This is a genomic window from Labilibaculum manganireducens, from assembly GCF_002843385.1.
Classification (GTDB): Bacteria; Bacteroidota; Bacteroidia; order Bacteroidales; family Marinifilaceae; genus Labilibaculum; species Labilibaculum manganireducens.
This window is the reverse complement of record NZ_MVDE01000007.1, coordinates 155417-175275: the sequence shown is the minus strand read 5'-3', so window position 1 is coordinate 175275 and position 19859 is coordinate 155417. Positions and strand designations below refer to the sequence as shown.

Genomic DNA, 19859 nt, shown 5'->3' with positions numbered 1-19859 from the left:
ATTTATTCAAAAGGATATAATGATTTACCGGAAGTATTGTCCAGAAGATTATGCAGTATTTTCTCAGATACTTTAAATGCAGTGCCGTGTCGAATGCCTCTTGGTAAATTAATTGATTCTGAAATGTCTTCCCAATTTTTTCCATCAAGTGAACGTATGGCACCATATTTTTTGTCTCTGTATTTATCGAAGTAGATGTAAATGTATTTCCCAATTTTTAATGGAGTTGGTCCCTCTACCCAGGAGTTCCCCGAAATATTATCAGAAACCTTTGTTGGGAACCCATCGGCCAGATTTTTTGTGAAAACAATGCGTAAATTTTTCTCTTTAGGAACCGACATTTCATTTTTAATAACCATCATGTAGGTTGAATCGGTTTTAAGAATGGCTCCATCGATGACACTAAACCCCGGATCATAAAAGAGAGATGTGGGAGAGAAAGTTTTAAAATCAGTTGTAGTTGTGCAATATAGTCGGTGATTTAGCCCTTTTTCATTGCTTGTGGTTTCAATTTCCGGGAATTGTCCGGGAATTGTCGATGCCCAAACAATATAAAATAAATGGGATGCATCATCAAAAAATACTTCGGGAGCCCAGGTGTTTCTGGTTTCTTTTAAATGCTCCATTACAGGGATGTTTTTTTGTTCCGACCAGTGAATTAAATCTTTTGAGGAAGCGTATCCAATTCCTTGATCCCACCATCCTGTTGTCCAAACAAGACGAAATATTCCATCCTTCCCTTGGGTGATGCTTGGGTCGCGCATTAAACGATCTTTACCAACAACCGGTTTTAATAATGATTTACCATCCTTTACTGTTTCCCATTGATGGCCATCGTAACTATAGGCCAGATGAAGCCCATCCTGACCATTGTTTGTGAAATAGGAAAATAAGTAAACGTCTTTGTGATTTTCAGAACATCCAGGCAAAAGGATTAAAAGACAGATGATTAGTTTGAAGAAATTAAAATTGATCATGAAAAATATAGTTATAAAAAATTTATTACAAGATAAATGTAAGGATAATTATAATCATGGATTATCATACAAACTCCTGTAAAAAATGCCGTTTTAGATGGTATTTTTATTTAATTGTCTATTTTTAATTTTTGTAGTACAGTTGTTGCTAAATCAAAGAAAACAGTATGTTCTTAAGGGATGATAAAATGAATAAAAGGCAAAATATTTTCATTGGAATATTTACAATTTCTCTTTTCTTTTCTTCCATGCTATGTGCCCAGGAATCCATACTATTTAGTCAGATTAGTACCAAAGACGGATTGCCTCAAAATACAGCCCGAAGCATTGTTGTTGATAATATGGGTTTTTTGTGGGTTGGTACTCTGGATGGTTTGGTGCGGTATGACGGAACCCGGTTTATAACCTACAAACCAGAACCCGGAAGACCCAAAAATATTACCGATCAAAGAATCAGAAGTATTCATGAAGACAAGGACGGTTTTTTGTGGATTAAAACTTATGATAATTCATTTAATTGTTACAATCCCAAATTGGAACGTTTTATCGAATTTAGTTACGAAGGAAATACAGTACCGCTTTTGTTCACTAATTATTTGGAAACCCAAAAAGGGGAGGTTTGGTTATGGGGCGATAGTGGTTGTGTTAAAATCGAAAAAAATATGGCGGGGACACCTGTTATTGCTTTTCATGCTGGATCAAATTCAAGCAAACTATCAGATAATAAAGTGAATTTTGTGTTTGCAGATTCTTTAAACAATGTATGGGTTGGCCGCGATTCGGGATTAAATAGAATTGATTCATTGGGCAATGCAGATGAGTTTTACAATCAGGAGAATCTTGGTGCTTTCCGAAAGGCGATGCAGTTAAATTCAATTGTTTATTTTATGTCCGATGATGTGATTTGTCGTTATGATTTGAAGAAACATCTGTTTTTAGAGGCATTTAAATCTTCGGAGCGATGTTCTCTTCGGGATATGGCACAGCTGAACAAAGATAATTTGATTGTTTCATCATTGGAAAAAGGATTGTATAAAGTTGACGTAAATACGGGTGTATTTTCTAAAAATCCTTTAGGTAGCTCAAACCCTATTATTGTGGCTCCGCGTATAATTGTTGATGCCGGAAAAGGCATTTGGGTGTATGATGATTCAGGACGGATGATTTATACTAATCCTATTACAGGCAAAACCAAAGAGATGCAGTTGATATCACCGGAGGTAGCCAGTGTTATTGATGATGGAAGATATAATGTTTTAATTGATTCGGAAGGAATTTACTGGATAACCACCTATGGAAATGGGTTGTATCAGTATAATGTGGAGAATGATGTATTAACCAATTATTTGTATGATAAAGTAGAAAACAGCCCGGCTTCAGATTATTTATTATCTATTGATGAAGATCGTTTTGGAAATTTGTGGATTGGCAGTGAATATGCAGGTGTTATTAAGGTTACCAGAGAAAAATTTGATGTAAAATATATTATGCCGGAAAAGGATGAATCTATTGTTGCAAGTAACAATGTGAAGGTGATTTTTAAAGACTCAGACGGTAAGATATGGTTGGGTACAAAAAATGGCAGTCTGTATATATATGATGATCAGCTAAAAAATCAGAAACGAATTGAGAAAAACATTAATCCCTATACCATAGTTGAAGATGACAAAGGACGGATTTGGGTAGGTACCAAAGGAAATGGTGTGTATATATACGATAAAAAATCGTATCAGCAATATCAACATTTTGTTAATGAGGAAGAAAAAGTCAATAGTTTGTGCAGTAATTCCATATTTGATATCATACAAGACTCAGAGAAAAGAATTTGGATTGCATCCTTTGGCGGAGGTATTGATTTGGTAGAGGAATCGGGGAACCGTTTTCGGTTTAATCATTATTTAAATAACAAAGGGAATATCAGTTTTGTAAGATGTTTACTGGAGGATAAAAAGGGACTTATTTGGGTAGGTACTTACGAAGGATTGATCTGTTTCCAGCCGGAGGAATTCATTAAGGATCAGAATGTATATACAATTTATACATACAATCCAGGACATCCGGAAGGTTTAAACTGTAATGACGTAAAAGCGATTTTTGAAGATAGCAGAGGCGAATTGTGGATTGGAACTGCTGGCGGGGGATTGAATTTATTTGATGCTGACAGTCCTGATAAACAGGGTTCTTTCGTAAAATACACAAAAAAGGAGGGACTTCCGTCAGATATTATTACCTCCATTTTGGAAAGTAAGGATAGTGTACTTTGGGTAAGTACAGAAAGTGGTTTAACGCATATAGAAAAAGGGAAGAATGCCTTTTTAACTTATCAGTTTTCGAACAGTACGTACGGCGATTTTTATAATGAGAATGCCTGTTTATTAAAAGAAGACGGCGAAATGCTGTGGGGAACTTTAGATGGCATGTTAGTACTGAATCCTGCCAGCATTGTTGTCAATCAAACAGTTCCTTTGGTTCAGTTCACCGATTTTTTTGTGAATGATCAGCGAATTGAAGCGGGGCAGGCTGATTCACCGTTAAAAGAGTCAATAAGTATTACAGATAAGATTGTGCTGGAACATGATCAAAATACTTTTACACTTAATTTTGCCTGTTTAGATATAACAGACCCTTCAAGAAATAAATATACATACAATCTGGAGCCTTACGATCAATATTGGAGTTCTCCAAACAGCAACAATTGGGCTACCTATAAAAATATGCCCAGTGGCAATTATAAGTTTCAGGTAAAAGGAGCTAATGCTGACGGCGAATGGAATAATGAGATAAGAACGTTTCAAATTACTGTTTTACCTCCTGTATGGAGAACGAATTATGCAATAGCTTTGTATATTCTAATAATTCTGGGAATAGCATTTGTAATTATTCGTTTTTTATTGCGAATCAGTTCGCTTAATAATGCTGTTAAAATGGAAAAACAGTTAACGGATTATAAACTGCGCTTTTTCACGAATATATCACATGAATTCAGAACGCCGCTTACTTTAATTAAAGGAGCTGTTGAAAGAATGAATGATATGAAAGAGCTTCCTGCCGAAGTCTCTAAAAATGTCAGCTTGCTTAATCGCAATACGACTCAAATGTCGCGATTGATTGATCAGCTGTTGGAATTCCGCAAACTGCAGAACAATGTATTGACTCTAAATCTGGAGATGACGGATATCTCAGATTTTACCCGTAATGCGTACTATGCTTTTAAAGAAATAGCGTTTCAAAAAAATATAGAATACCAGTTCGAAGGGATCAATGGGAAATGGGATTTTTATATCGATAGAAATAAAGTTGAGAAAATATTGTTTAATCTGCTTTCCAACGCCTTTAAGTTTACTCCTGCAAAAGGAAAGATTACCTGCAGAGTAGTTAGGGATGCTCATAGCGGGAATTGCATAATAAGTGTGATTGATACAGGAGTTGGTATTCCCAAGGAAAAAAGGGAGTTTCTTTTTGGCCGTTTTATGAAGTTGAATACTTCGGCAGAAGGAACCGGAATTGGTTTAGAGTTGGTGAAAGAATTCACTGAAACTCACAAGGGCAAAGTGAAATACAGCCCAAATCCAGAGGGAGGTTCTATTTTTACGGTTGAATTACCTTCTAAAAAAGAAGTGTACAGCGATGTTAAATTTTTAGATGTTGTAGATGCCGCTGATAAAGAAGTGGTTCAGGCGGAGCACAATGAGGATCACGTTATTCAAAGACCCGTTAATCCGCATCATTGGAAAATATTGGTTATCGATGACAATTATGATATTAGGGAGTATTTGAAAGACGAATTGCAGCATCATTTTGATATTGAGTTGGCTGCAGATGGTAAAGAAGGATTGGATAAAGCAATTGAATTGAACCCAACATTGATAATCTGCGATGTAAAAATGCCGCAAATGGATGGCTTGGAAGTAACCCGAAGGCTGAAAGATAATTTTGAAACAAGTCACATTCCAATTATTTTACTGACTGCCATGTCCTCAGATACCATTAAGCTGCAAGGAAGCGAATGTGGTGCCGATGAGTATATTATGAAACCTTTTAGTTTTAAATATTTACTATCCCGGGTGTATTCTTTAATTGATCAGCGGGAGAGGCTTAGAAAACGTTTTTCTGTTGATATTGAGGTTAAAAAAGGATTGTTAAGTCAGGGGAATAAAGATCAGGCATTTTACGATTTAATTAATGAAATTATCGATAAGCATCTTGCCGAGCCAAGCTTTACTGTAACTGAGTTTACAGAACTGGCAGGACAAACCCGAACCATATTTTATAAAAAGGTGAAAGGCCTCACTGGGTATTCGCCTAATGAATTGATTAAAATAAAAAGAATGAAGAGAGCTGCCGAGCTAATCATTGAAGATAAGTACAATGTATCTGAGGTTTCCTGGCAGGTAGGAATTGAAGATCCATTCTATTTTAGTAAGTGTTTTAAGGCACAGTTTGGCTGTGCTCCTTCAAAATATGGAAAGTAAAGATTATAGCTGAAATTACATGCTTAGAGTACGATTTTACTGGTAAATCCATAGGGTGAGAATTATCTTCGGAAAATCTTTTGATACAATATTTATGCTTTATGAATAAAATTTTATATGCGGTAGTTGTACTGATTTCGGTACTATCCTGTCAACAAAAAAAGACGGACTTTTACACCATTGCAGGATCTTCCTCCACAACAACTATCTACGTGAGCGGACAATGCGATTCCTTACTTCGCTGGGCTGTTAAGGATGTTGCTCAGTCTGTTGAAAGTATTACAGGAACAAAATTGCTTATAAAAGAGGCGAATGAACTTCCCGAAACAGAAATAGGGGGGAATTCGATCATAGTAGGTTTGTATACTGATGAGTTATTAAAAAATGAAAAGTTTATTGAAGATAAAGACTGGAAAGATGTCTGGGAGCAGTTTCTGATCAAGCAGGACCGCGGAAAATTATTTATTGTTGGAAGCGATATCCGGGGAACGGTTTACGGACTTTTTGATATGGCTGAACGGATAGGTATTTCGCCATGGAATTGGTGGGCTGATGTAAAACCGCTGCCACGGGATGTTGTAAATCTTACTTTGCCTTCGGAAGGTATTTTGCAATCTCCGTCGGTGAAATTCAGGGGCATTTTTTTAAACGATGAAGACTGGGGACTTCAGCCTTGGGCGGCAAAAACATTTGAACCGGAAACCGGCGATATCGGGCCTAAAACGTATGAAAAGATTTTTCAGCTGCTGCTGCGTTTAAAGGCAAATACCATTTGGCCGGCGATGCATCATTGCACAAAACCATTCTTTGCCACCGAAGGCAGTAAAGAAATGGCTGGGAAATACCATATTGTACTGGGTTCGAGCCATGCGGAACCAATGCTTCGGAATAATGTCAGGGAATGGGATCAGCAAAAGAATGGGGCGTTTAATTATTTCAGCAATAGTAAAAATGTACAGCAATATTGGCAGGATCGGGTAAAAGAGACAAAAAATGCGGGCAATGAATGTCTGTATTCAATGGGCATGAGGGGAATTCATGATTCTAAAATGGAAGGCGCATCGAGTCAGGAAGAAATGATTGATATGATGCATACCATAATTAAGGATCAGAGAGATATGTTAGCAACTGCCTTAGAGAAATCAGTGGAAGAGATTCCTCAGGTACTGGTGCCTTACAAAGAAGTGCTGGATTTGTATAACGCCGGATTGCAGGTGCCTGACGATATTAGTTTGATGTGGTGCGATGATAATTATGGTTACATCCGAAGATTGAGCAGCAGGGAGGAACAAAAACGTTCCGGCGGAGCAGGTGTATATTATCACCTTAGCTACTGGGGACGGCCTCATGATTATTTGTGGTTGAGCACAACACAACCAGGTCTTATTTGGTACGAAATGACCCGTGCCTATCAAAACGGAGCCAAAAAGATATGGATTGCAAATGTAGGTGACATTAAACCGGCAGAGTACAACACCGAATTTTTTCTTGATTTGGCCTGGGATATCAACAGTATCAATTCATCAGGCGTTAAGGATCATTTAAGGGCTTGTTGTGCACGCGATTTTGGCGTTGAAAATGCGGATGGTATTGCTGATGTAATGCAGGAATATTACCGTTTGGCATTTTTGCGCAAACCCGAATTCATGGGCTGGAGTCAAACGGAACCAACCACCAAAACTCATTTGTCAGCCTTCAGTACCGATGCCAATGATAATGAGTTACAGCGGCGAATTGATGATTATCAGCAATTGGTTGATAAGGCAGATCGTGTAAAACAGTCCGTCAGTACAAATCTGCTGGATGCCTTTTTCCAATTGGTTGAATATCCTGTTAAAGGTGCTGCTTTAATCAATCACAAGTTTTTGTATGCACAACTGGCTGATTGCATTGCTGATGAAGATGATAAAGCAATATATCAGAGCAGGTCGCAGGATGCTTATCACAAAATTGAAGAACTAACAAATTATTATAACAAAGGCATGCTTTCGGGGAAATGGAACGGAATGATGAGTGCTGCCCCACGAAATTTACCGGTTTTTGCAATGCCTGATTTTAGTGCTGAAACAGTTATGAAAGACACAATGCATTATCAGTTAGATATAAAACCTGTTTTTATTCAGGCAAAGGATTATACCAATTGCAGAGGTAGGAATGATTATAACTGGCAAAGCATTGATGGTTTAGGCAGCAGCGATGCTGCAATTACCCTTTATCCGTTATCAATTCATACTTTTAAAGGGGAGTTGCCCTTTGTTGAATATGAGTTTGAGAATGATCAGCCGGGAGAATATGAAATCGAAATTAGATGTTTGCCAACTCATTCTAACAATTTCAACCATGAGTTAAGGGTTCAGTTTGATGAAAATAAGCCTGAAGTTTACCCGTTAAATACCAAAGGCCGCAGCAATGAATGGAAAACAAATGTATTGCGGAACTTTGTATCGGTTAAAAGTAAGCTTGATATAACAAATACAGGCAGGCATCAAGTAAAGATATTTGTAAATCAAACGGGTATCGTGATCGATCAATTGGCGGTTAAGCAGGAAGCTTATCCTGCTTATTATGAAATTCCGAATAAGACGAATTAACTCTGAGCGAAACAGGAAGCAGCAAGTCTTTTACAGCATATGAATCTATGCGTGCACGGATCAATTATTTCTCAGCAAAATTAAGCGACAGAACTACAGCTTTTACAGCCGATCTGTCGCTCTTTTTTTTGTATTGAGCTATCCGCCCAAACCCGACTTCATTTTTTTTGCTTGATTTAAAAAGCGAAGCTGCCGAACAAAGTGAGACCAAGAACATCCTAAAAATTAAAATCGTGAATAAAAAAAATCAAGGATGCTTTTAAAATAACTTCCTTATTTATCTCACACTTAAGTGTGGCAGGGCGATTTTCGAACAAATTCTCAACTTCCCGGTCTTACTAAAGCGTCGAGTTAAAACAAAAGCTATTTAAAAAATGCCGAAAATGCATGGCGCATAAAAACGAGCCCTGCAACTATTTGTGTAAAGAGGAGAGAAAGAAGGGGTAGTATTTGCCACGACCGCTGCAGTCGTAGTACTATACCGGTAACCGTCGTGGTACTGTACCAACAACCGTCGTGGTACTATACCGGTAACCGTCGTGGTACTGTACCAACAACAGTCGTGGTACTATACCAATGACTGTCGAAGGAAAAACTATAAAAAAAGAGGCTGCCTTTTAATAAGACAGCCTCATAAACATTACAAAATGGATTGACTACTATTCTTTAAAATCAAAATCCAATATCATTCTAATTCCTTCGTCACCTACTTTTATCCGGATATTTCCCGGCTGACTGTGAGGTCCCTGCATGGATATTGGTTTGAAAGATTGAATTGCTGGAATATCGTATAAAAATGAGATATCACCCAACGGGAAGACCGGCATTGTGTGTCTTCCTTCCATTCTTCCTTTGGGTTCTTCGGGGGTCAGCATTCGTAAGAATACGCCGTCGCTTTCAGAATATACCGTAAATGGAGCCTCATCAGACTGTATGGCAGCCCAATATAAATTGGCATGAAAGCCTTTGAATTCAGGATAAGTTAATCCGTATTCACTTTCTCCGGTAATTGTGTTGTTGTAATCTTTTTGCCAAAGATCATAATTGGTTCCTTTTACTCTGTTTTTCCAAACCCGGTAAGGACCACGGCCAAACCATTTCATTCCTTTCACTATTTTTTCGGGGTACGAGAAGGTCAAACCAAAATTATTTATTTCATTGTCGGTAAATGCATCGTCAAAGCCTTTGCCTCCGCCAGCTCTGTTCAGCATAACAGCATTCATATTTAAAAGTCCTTTTGCATCCATTGTCCAAACAATAGAATCGATACCACCCAGATATTTGGCAACAAACTGAGCGCTGTGCAGATTTTGTTTTGCATAGCATTCTTTGTATTGAATTTTCATGCCTACAGCAACAGGTCCATTGGTAAAAGGAACAATTCCTTTTTGGTTTTTTACCTGTAAAATTTGACCATTTTGCTGATTAAATGATACAGAGACTCCATTTGCTTCCAATGTTGTAATGCTGTCCGTTTCAGTAAGTTTTACATCTCCATCTGCGGTTTTACCTGCATGTTGTAATTTGAAGTATTCACCGGCGTATTTTACAGGCCAGCTCCAGTTGCAGATTTTATGCCCGGCAGGATCGAATGCTTCAATCTCTAAAACCGTTGCATCAAAGAAATCAGCCGGCAATTCCATTTTGGCAAAACCTGTTTCGCCAGGATCTATTTGTGGAAGAGAAACAATCCCCTTGCCTAAAATCTCTTTTTTAGATCCTTTTAAAGGAGAATTAATTTTATACAGTTGATAAGTCATTTTACAGTCCTTTAAATTGGTATAAAGGAATTTGTTCGATACTGTAAATTTACCATTAAACGAAGGGGTGATGTATAGCTTTTTGAACTGAATAGGAGCCCAAACCTCACGAACGGTAAATACACTGCCTTCTTTTTCCCGGTAAGGCCCAACAATACCGTCGGGAGCTCTAAAGTCGTCAGAGTCTAAAATGCCGTTTTTATCAGTACGTTTCACAGCATTATCAGCAAACGACCACATAAAAGCACCTGCAAATAATGGGTGAGAGGTCCAGTTGTCCCAAAAATCCTCTAAACCTGCACCAAGTCCCTGATCATACATTCCATGCATGAATTCGGTTGGCATAAATACTTTATAGCCGTTGGTCAATCGTGCAACCCCGGTTAAGTAGGCAGGGTAGTGGTGGGCATCAATTCCATTAAAGTCAGCCCAAGGGTGAATTACATGTCGGTTCTGAGGATCGTAATCGGCAAAATGCTGATCAAGATCGTAGTTCCAGCCTCCTTCATTGCCATTGCTCCACAATACAATACATGGGTGATTTACATCGCGTGTCAGCATTTCTTTCTGCAGTTTTGATCCCACTTCGGTGTCGTAACAGTTTTGCCATCCGGCCAATTCATCGACCACAAACAAACCGATTGAATCACACATTTCCAGAAAGTGCTGATCCGGCGGGTAGTGAAAACGAACAGCATTAATGTTCATTTCTTTTAGTAAAAGAGCATCGCTTTTGCTGATTTCACGATTGGTGGTTCGTCCTCCTTCCGGATAAAATGAGTGGCGGTTGATCCCTTTCATTACAATTTTGGTATCATTCACATAAATACCATCTTTTGCCCTGAATTCAACCGTTCTAAAACCAATTCTCGACGACCACTCGTGCAAAGTTTTATTGTTTTGGCCGATTAATTTTAGGTGCAGTTTGTAAAGTTGAGGATTCTCAGGATTCCAGCTGATAACATCATCCCATTTTGTGCTGATGTGTTGTTTTTTGCCATTCTGAGTCAATGGAATGGTCTTAGACGCAAATTTTCCTTTTCCTGTTAAGGGTTCAATGCTGGCAATAATTTTACCTGATTTTATTTCCTCAGACAAATCAATGTCAGCCTGTAAACTCCCGTCGGCTTTTGCATCCAATGCCACATGATTCATTGCTGTTTTAGGTTTTGCCTCTAAATAAACCGGACGGTAAATGCCGCCGAAAGTCCACCAATCGGCTTTTCTTTCGGCGTTGTTGATGCTGTTGTTTGCCGAGTGTTTGTGAACAATTACCTTAAGATCATTCTTTTTTTCGGTAGTGATTTTATGGGTAATATCGTATGAAAAACGATAAAACTCGCCTTGGTGCATATCTCCGGCTTTTTCTCCGTTGATGAATACTTCGGTATCCGTCATGGCACCTTCAAAAACAATCGAAATTTGTTGTCCGCTCCATTTTTTTGGCACCTTAAATGAGTATTTGTAGGTGCCGGTTTCTTTCGAAGGTTCAACTCCCTTTTTCTTGTACCATCTGCCATAAGTGTATTCTCCAAAGCCCTGCAGTTCCCATTGCGAAGGAACTTCTATCTGACTCCATTTTTGGCTGTTTTGACCAGCCGAGCAGTAAAAATCCCAGGTAACAGTATTTCCCAATCCAGTTCCTGATAAATATTGCCGTTCAGTTTGCTGTCCCGTTGCGCAGAAACAGGTTAACAAAAGCAGGTAGGTAATGAGTTGATGTTTCATGTGGTATGTATTATTGTTTGATATTAAGCTTGTCTTGGAAATGTTATGAGTTATGAGTTATGAGTTATGAGTTGTGCCCAAGAACCTGCAACATATAACTTTTCAGCTAATTTAATTGTTTTCAAGATTGATATTTTTGTTGTTTTCCAGGAGCAAATCATCGTTTGATTTTATCTTAAAATGTTCACATTTCCAGTTTTTGGCATATTTGATTGCACCTGAATTTTCACCTTGTATTGTTACATTGCTGAAATTAAAGTCTTCAATAGTACTGCTTTTAATTCCAACAACATTGATACAGCGTTTAGCTCCGGTGGCTTTAATATTGGAGAAGGATATGTTTTGGAACTTTGGAGTTCCATCCTTAGGATCAACATAGGCCAGCATTTTTTTCCAATGCTCAGGCAGTGTTTTATTCTTGTATTCTTCAGGAAGCAATGATGTGCTGTAAGCCGGATTCCAGTCCAAATCAACAGACAGAGGATATTTAACCTTATTCATGGTGATATTTGCCAAATGAATATCCTCGATTTTGCCTCCCCGTTGAATCGTACTCTTAAAACGTAAACCAAAAGATGTGCCTTCTGCTGTTAAATTGTAGGCAACCACATGTCTGATGCTGCCTGATGTTTCGCTCCCGATTGTAAAAAGTCCGGCTCCCATACCTGCATAACAATCTCTGATTACAATGTATTCACAAGGCCGGTTTACCCGAAGACCATCGCTGTCGCGTCCTGCTTTTAAACAAAAGTTATCATCATTGCAATTGATATTGCTGTTTTGAACCAAAATAAACGAAGAGGAATCAATATCCACACCATCAGTACTTGGTCCGTGCCCCTCTATATTGTTACTAATAGTAACATCATTAACGGTTACGTATTTCGAGTACAGAATATGAAGACTCCAAAAGCCCGGCTGATACAGTACAATCCCATCAATAGTGATGTTTTCAGAATCAGATATTAGTATTCCCCGAGGTCTTTCACAATCGTAATCTACAATCCAGCGAAGTCCTTTGGGTTCATATTCCCTGCGCATGTTCCAGTATTTATCCCAAAACACTTTTCCTTTGCCGTGAATTGTTCCATTTCCTGTAATGGCAGCATTCTTTTTGTTAATAATATTAATGAGTGCAGCCGGCCATTTCATCTCAATTCCTGCAACACGGGTATCAATTTGTTTGTAATCTTCCAGATTCTGACTCCCGGTCAGCATGGTTCCTTTCGGAATGTTGAAATTAACGTTGTTGCCGATAAAAAGCGATCCTGTTAAATAAACACCGGGTTTAAACGTTACTGTTCCTCCTCCGGCAGCTTCTGCTTCATCAAGTGCTTTTTGAATGGCTTTGGTGTTTAAAACAAGTGCATCTCCAACAGCCCCGTAATCTTCAGCACGAAACACGGTTTTCTGATCCGGAAAAGTATGGCTGCCTGCATTTTCCATCCAGGTAAATTTAGGGATTGAAGAATTATTCTGCCCCAATGCGCCAAATCCGCAAAGTAGGAGTATGATAAATTGTAATGACTTCATAGGGTATTTAAACTTTAATTCGAAAAGTTAACGGGTATTAATTTTACTTCACTGTTTAAGCCGGCAGGCATTGTTTTCCAATTTGCGTAACCTGTTTTTTTGTAATTAAGGTCAACGATATTAATTTCCTTGAAAATACGCCATTGAACTCCTTTTTGATCTAAACTTGCGATATGATTGGCTGGTAAACCTGTTACCTCTATTTCTATTGCATTAAGACCGTTTTTAAGGTATTTGCCAACAGAAAGTTCGTAGGGTACCGACCAGAGTGTTTGAATATCAACATTATTCAGTCTTACTCTGGCTGTTTCTCTCACATCACCCAAATCAAGAATCCAGTCATCAGCCGTTTTTTTATTTACCGTAAATGTTGTTGAATATACGGCTGTACCCATATTTTCTTTGACCTCAGGAATCTTTAGATCGGTCCAGGGAACTAATTTTGGAATAGCAAAGGTGTCGGTGACAGCAGGGATGCTCTCTTTAAAGAATATTTTCCAGTTGTTGTTCAGCACAAATGGACTTCCTGTTTCTTTAAGATAAGGCCAGTTTTCACCCGTAACGTTTGTCGAAAATGTTTGGAGTATCAATGATTCTCCGGATTTTAACTGCAGCCTTACTTTTGTTTTATCATCGGTTTGTTTTATTTGTGCTTTTCCTTTTTGTCCATTGATTGGATTGAAAAACACGACAGATTCAGCTTGCTTCGGCAAAGTAATCCAGCTATCTGTATCCTCAGCTTTAAGTGCAGAAACAAAATAATGATACCCCTTGCTGTTTTTCCTGCGAATGTATTTAAGATCCGCTTTTGTTTTAAATTCTTCAGCAACAACTCCGGTAGCTGCAAGTGTGTTTTTATAATCCGTTCCGGTAATTATTTTTCCTTTCGAAAATGAGCTTACTGTGGTTTCGTTAAAGGCAACATCAGGCAGCTGATCACTGAAAGTAAGAAATTGTTTTCTTCGGTTTTCCAGATTTCCATATCCGGGAACATCTTTAGGGTAATTACCCATGAACACAATTTGTGCGCCTTGTTTGGCCAGATCGATCAGTTTTTTAATAACCTCTACCGGCATTTTATCTACGGCAGGAACAATTAAAGCTTTGTACGAAGTTCCTCCTGATGTAATTAGATGTCCGTCTTTAAATTCGGTACTGGTGATAAATGAATCCGAAATATAGTCCATGTCATAGCCGGCATCACTAATTTGGTTGACCACATGAATAAATTCCGGAGCACGTTGTTTCATTTTATGGATGTCGAACTGCAATAATTTACCGTCCACTTTGTGCCACATATCGTAAACAGGTAAATAAACCAGAAAATCATTATCGGGTTTACCCATTTGTAAAAACGATTGTACGCGTGATATATATTTAAAAAAGGGTTTTGCATCGCGCCACAATGGGTTGGTTGGACTCATGTCCACCGAAGCATAAAATTTCCATCCCGGCCATGCAGCCTCAGCCGGACTATAGGTTGTACCGTGAAAGTAAACGTGATTAACGCCTGAAACAAACATCAAATCCAAATCGGGTTTACACTGAGAGAAAGAGGTTCTGAAATGCTCGGTAAGCCATGTAAATGTTTCTGATGAAGTATACTTTTTTCCTGAAATATGAGCTGCCGACGAGGCGTACTTTAACATGGAAAAATCGGAGTCGTTATGACGTGTCAAAGAATCTTTACGAAGACCTTTAATGTGAAAGTCGGACAATCCAAATCCTTCGCATTCGGGAACATCTACTGCGGCATAAATATCAATTAAGTTAGCCGGCGAACCGTGTGCCTGATTCCGGGTTTTACTATTCAGCTTGTGTGCCCACTCAGTCCAGGGCTTGGTGAAATTTTCAAGTAATAATTTCGAAAGTGTTTCTCTGTAATCCGAAACGATTCTTGCTGTAGTTTCGTTTCGTGCTGTATCTAAAAATTGAGGAAGATAATCCTGCAGTTTATAGCCCTGCATTTGTTCAAATTCAGTTAGAAAGCCTGGAGTCCAGTCTGCATTATATACTTCATAACTATCATTAAAAAAGTAATTGGGAACAGGCGCACCGCTTTCGTTAAAGGCTTTCGTAAATTTACTCAGGTATTTCGCTGTACTTTCTTTCGAGAAATGATTCAAAACCAAACCTTTGCCACCAGGAGCCGCTCTTTTAACCTGTTGGAATGTGTTTCCCTCGAAAAGAGCAATTAATGTCCATTTACCAACAGGTGCTTTCCAATCAAGCTTTTGGTTGATCACTTTATCTGTCAGGTCTAATTTTTCACCTGTTTCGGAAAAAGCCATTAAACTTGCCAGTCTTGCCGTTTCTGCCTGCTTTTTCTCATCAGGAACAATCAATTGATTGAATTGTTGTCCTGTCGATAATTGAAATTCCTTGATTAACAATCGACCGGCAGCATCTTTTAGCCCAACATCAGGTCCGCCAAAAGGCCAACCAGTTCCGGTATTCATATCGATATTTATCCCCAGTTTTTCAGCCTCCTTTTGGGTGTGAGAATATAATTCCATCCATCTGTTGGATAAGAAGTCAACTTCATTGGAATCATTTCCCTGAACACCATAAATTGGTGTGATCTCCAGGGAACCTAGTCCGGCATCAGAATACAATTCCAGATTTCGCGACAGGTTTGCTTCATCAACAGCACTGCCCATCCACCACCATCGGGTTCCGGGTTTCGTGTTCACAGATTCTTCGGGCCATTGAACATCCGACTGGCAACGTACAATTAGAAAAGGAATTAAAAGCAGAGTCGCTAATTTAGCTGTGTTTTTACGGGATAAGAACATGGTTCGCTATGTCTTTAAGGTTTTGTTTTTTGATTTCTGCTGCTACTATTTCTGCAATTGCTGCAGCTCCGGGAGCCTGCAGGTGTGTATCATCCTGAGAACCATTTGGTCGGATTGAATCAACACCAGCTTCTATCCACATGTACAATTTTTTTGAGGGTTCATCACCCATCATGATAATCAAATCCCTTGATTTCAGCCAGGTATCAATTAAAGGAATGTTTAAAGAATCGGCCAATTGACGGGTAATGGCTGGATATCCTTTTAACCGATCATCAAGTAAGCCATTGTCTTTAAAGGTTCTCATCACAATTGATGTAGCCAGAATTGGGCGGGCTTTTTTTGCCTGTGCTTCCTTCACCATAGTAATCAGATTTCTTTTGTAATCAGGGTAGGAGGCATGTCTTTCCGGTTTTGATGATGCATCGTTGTGACCAAATTGTATGATCACATAATCATTTGGTTGAAGAGAATCAACTACTTCTTTCCATCTACCTTCTGCCAGATAGCTTTTGGTACTTCTGCCTGCTTTTGCCTTGTTAACAACAGTAACGTGTTCGTCGAAAAAACCGGGCAGCATCTGTGCCCAGCCTCTCATTACGGTTTTTGTTGTGTCGTAGCTTTGAGCTGTAGAATCGCCTGATATAAATAGACGAACGTTTTTTGGTTCTTGTGAGCAGCAAACCAAAAGGAATGTGCTTATAGTGAGTAATGATATTGCTTTAAATTTCATGTTTTTACTGATTTTTTATCGTGATTTGAATGTGCTTAAAAAACTTCTTGAATTAGCTTACTGATCTTAAGGATTCACTAATTTAATATCTACCGGTAAATTACGATTACAGGATATTTGATTATTTACAAATTTTAATTCTCCAACCTGTATGGATGATCTTCTGGTTTCATAATTGTCATCATTTACGCCTTCAAGTCTTCCCGGATGAGTAAAATAGAAAATGTAAGCTCTGCCATTATTGATTACTACATCAGCATGACCTCCTTTTACCTGATCATCTTCATAACATCCGGGTTTATCCAATATGTTTTCCTTTTGAAGATGCCAGTTTTGCATGTTTTTGGAACTGAAAACAGATAATCCATCCCATGAATCAATTATCATGAAATATTGGTTTTGCCAGAAGAAGACAACAGGGCCTTCGCCGCGTTTATTTCCTACAGCCAATCCTTTGTCCTCCCAATTGTACAGGTCGTTGCTTTCGGCATAGTAAATGGATTTATTATTTTTCTCATTGTTGTAGTACATTCTCCATTTTCCGTTTGGAGATTTTACAACTTCAGCATCAATTACTTTATCGGAAGCTAAATTTAGCTGAGATTCAAATTTCCAGTCAATCAGGTTACTGCTGGTCAAATGAATGATATGACGTGGATGATTCCAATCGCTGAAAATTCCCGGTACAACAGTCAGGTACATGTGATAAATCCCGTCATCTTCTATTACTTCCGGAGCCCAGTAAGTTGTGCTGTCACCACCATAATTAATGTTTGCATCGGCGCGGTATTTCCAGTTTAGTCCTCCATCTTCTGATTCTGCAATACCAATTGGCGTTCCGTGTACCCAGTCAACTCCATTTGTTTTTTCTAGATTGGCTCTTCGGTTGGTATAGAACATGAACCATTTTTGTTCTTTTTTGTTCCATATTACAACCGGATCTGCAGCTCCGTCAAATTTGGGATCGCGGTACAAAGGTTTTGATGCCACTTTAGTTGGATTGTCGATGGCTTCTTTTTTCATATATTTTTTCAGGTCGCAATTTTCGAGATTATATGTGGCCTTGGCAATTGTGTTTCCGTTCGTTATTGCTCCAATGTATGAAGTGTGTACATTGTCTTTATAGTAGGGTTTAGTGGCCTCCTGACCTATTTTTTCGTATTCTTTTGCACAAAGATCGTTGGCATCGATATAGCAAACATCTTCGTCTTCTGCGGCCTGCTTGGTCCATTTGGCATAAGTGTCTGTTACACGCACCATTTTACCATCTTCCCAGTTGTTGCGTGGTGTGTGAGCCAAGGCAATTACTTTTACACCATGAGCTTTAGCTTGTTCAATATAATGACGCATGTAATGACCAAAAGTATATACAGTTTCCGGTCCGCCGGTAGCTTCCATGGTATAAGTTTTTGATTCTTCGCCAGCTCCTTTGATAGAAGCCCGGGCGCGTCCGGTATCAAAGGGACCGCCATCATTGTGACCAAACTGAATAAACAGGTAGTCTCCTTCCTGCAGGCCTTCCAGCACATTTTGCCACAATCCTTCGGTTAGGAATGTTCTGCTGCTTCGACCCCCTAATGCATGGTTTTCCACTGTAATTTTTGATGTATCAAAAAAACGATCGAAAAAACTGGCCCAGCCCCATTGACCTAAATCACCTTTGTCCCGGCCATTTTTTACTGTTGAATCACCAATTACAAACACAACCGGTTTTTTCCCTTTTCGACTGCTGCCTGCTTTTTTATATGGCGGATGTCTTGGATCACCAACTTCAAAAATGGGTTCCGAATAGGGTAGTGTTTGTCCGTAAAAGTGAATTGCACTATCGTTCATTTTAGGAAACCAGTGATTGCATAATTCGATCATTTCAGCACCGGCGAGCAACATTGGTCCGTATCCATGAGCGGCAAAAGCACTGGTTGGACGATGATAATAGAATGCCGGATCAAATCCCATTCCCGTTCCTACGCAAGTACCTTCAACTTGTCCTTTCGAATTTATTTTTTGAGAAAGAGCATTCCATCCCAAAGTAACTACAGGACCGTATACTCGTGCATTTAACCATCCCTGATTGATACCGTGAGCAATTGCAAATACGTAAATTGCACTTGCTGAAGTTTCCAGGTAAGAATCGTTTTTATCTATTAGTTGGTGCCATAAACCTTGTCCGGATTGATACTGAACCAATGAACCAATTTGCTGTTGATAAAGATCCATGATCCATTTTCTATCTTCATTATCTTTAGGCAAAACATCCAAAGCTTCGCAAAGGGTTAGCAAAGCCCAGCCATTGGCACGTGCCCAGAAAAATGTTGGTTCGGGTTCTAAACCTTCAGCCCATCCGTGACGAAAAAGGCCTTTGTTTTCAACAAATAGTTTATCTTTAAACAGTTTGATTTGTTTAACGGCTTCCTGAGTGTATTTGTCATCATGCCTGTATTTTCCCATTTGCAGTAAAGCGGGAATACTCATGAATAGATCATCTAACCAAACAGTATTATACAGCGGACGTTTGCGTGCAAATGTTCCATCTTTTAAGCGATATTGGTGGTACATGATATAATCGATGTAGTTACCGATTAAAGTATCTAATTTTGAAGAGGCTTTGTCGAATGTTGATGTTTTGATCATTGCTGCACAGATGGCGCCGGCATCATCCAAGGTTTTGGGTTGTAAAACCTTTGTCATCAAAGGATCAATCGTTCCAACTTCATCCAATTGTTTTTTGAAAAAAGGAGCTGTTTCTGCTAAAAATGCAAATCGGTTCCGTGCATAATTCAAATACGTTTCATTATCAGTTACCTGGGTCATGCGCAGCATAGCCGCATAGGTAACTCCCCATTCGTATGAGGTTAATCTAAAATCTCCTTTTTTTAATTGACTGTATCTGTCGATGTTTTCATACTTAGTAATAACTTTTTGACTTTTTGAATCAATTATACCAGCCGGAGTAACCTGCTCCAGATAATTTACAATTGTTTTAAGTTGATTTTCAATTTGATCTTTGTCTGAAGCCTGATAGTTTATTGGGTAATCAGGTTGTAAAAGATGAAGAGGTGTGTTTGCATCATTAAATTCCGTTTTATTTGTGACGTCGGATTTTCTATTTTTTCCAGAGTTAGATTTCCTTTCCTGAGCATGGGAAAGAGAATTTAACGAAATTATAAAAATGACAATTAAAAATTGTGCTAAAAAAGTCTGATGTTGTGTACTGCCAAATGAGAGTTTCATTGCGAATATTTTATAAGCTGTTATCTGTTATTACTTACA

At 38.7% G+C, this 19859-nt stretch carries 8 protein-coding genes; 2 read left to right on the top strand and 6 right to left on the bottom strand.

Features of this window, described 5'->3' with window-relative positions:
• Positions 1-2: 2 nt before the first annotated feature.
• Positions 3-977, bottom strand: a complete 975-nt coding sequence (locus BZG01_RS06885; RefSeq protein WP_101309078.1) for a glycoside hydrolase family 43 protein — start codon at positions 975-977, stop codon at positions 3-5.
• A 188-nt stretch (positions 978-1165) separates the two neighbouring features.
• Here BZG01_RS06885 and BZG01_RS06880 point away from each other — a divergent pair, with 188 nt between their 5' ends.
• Positions 1166-5449: a hybrid sensor histidine kinase/response regulator gene (locus BZG01_RS06880; RefSeq protein ID WP_180327245.1), complete on the top strand. Its 4284-nt coding sequence runs from the start codon at positions 1166-1168 to the stop codon at positions 5447-5449.
• Positions 5450-5550: 101 nt separating this feature from the next.
• Entirely contained in the window at positions 5551-8040 is a 2490-nt protein-coding gene (locus BZG01_RS06875) for a glycosyl hydrolase 115 family protein (protein WP_101309076.1), read from the top strand.
• Between the two features lie 659 nt (positions 8041-8699).
• Here BZG01_RS06875 and BZG01_RS06870 read toward each other — a convergent pair.
• From BZG01_RS06870 to BZG01_RS06850, 5 genes are all read right to left on the bottom strand, one after another.
• Entirely contained in the window at positions 8700-11528 is a 2829-nt protein-coding gene (locus BZG01_RS06870) for a glycoside hydrolase family 2 protein (protein ID WP_101309075.1), read from the bottom strand.
• Positions 11529-11639: 111 nt separating this feature from the next.
• Entirely contained in the window at positions 11640-13061 is a 1422-nt protein-coding gene (locus BZG01_RS06865; protein WP_101309074.1) for a glycoside hydrolase family 28 protein, read from the bottom strand.
• A 14-nt stretch (positions 13062-13075) separates the two neighbouring features.
• On the bottom strand, positions 13076-15856 hold the full coding sequence (locus tag BZG01_RS06860) for an alpha-L-rhamnosidase (protein WP_101309073.1): 2781 nt from the start codon (positions 15854-15856) through the stop codon (positions 13076-13078).
• A complete protein-coding gene (locus BZG01_RS06855; protein ID WP_101309072.1) occupies positions 15840-16589 on the bottom strand; it encodes a rhamnogalacturonan acetylesterase in 750 nt (249 codons plus the stop codon). The genes BZG01_RS06860 and BZG01_RS06855 overlap by 17 nt, the downstream gene beginning before the upstream one ends.
• A 66-nt stretch (positions 16590-16655) precedes the next feature.
• Positions 16656-19820: a glycoside hydrolase family 88 protein gene (locus BZG01_RS06850; RefSeq protein WP_218973035.1), complete on the bottom strand. Its 3165-nt coding sequence runs from the start codon at positions 19818-19820 to the stop codon at positions 16656-16658.
• Between the last annotated feature and the right edge of the window lie 39 nt (positions 19821-19859).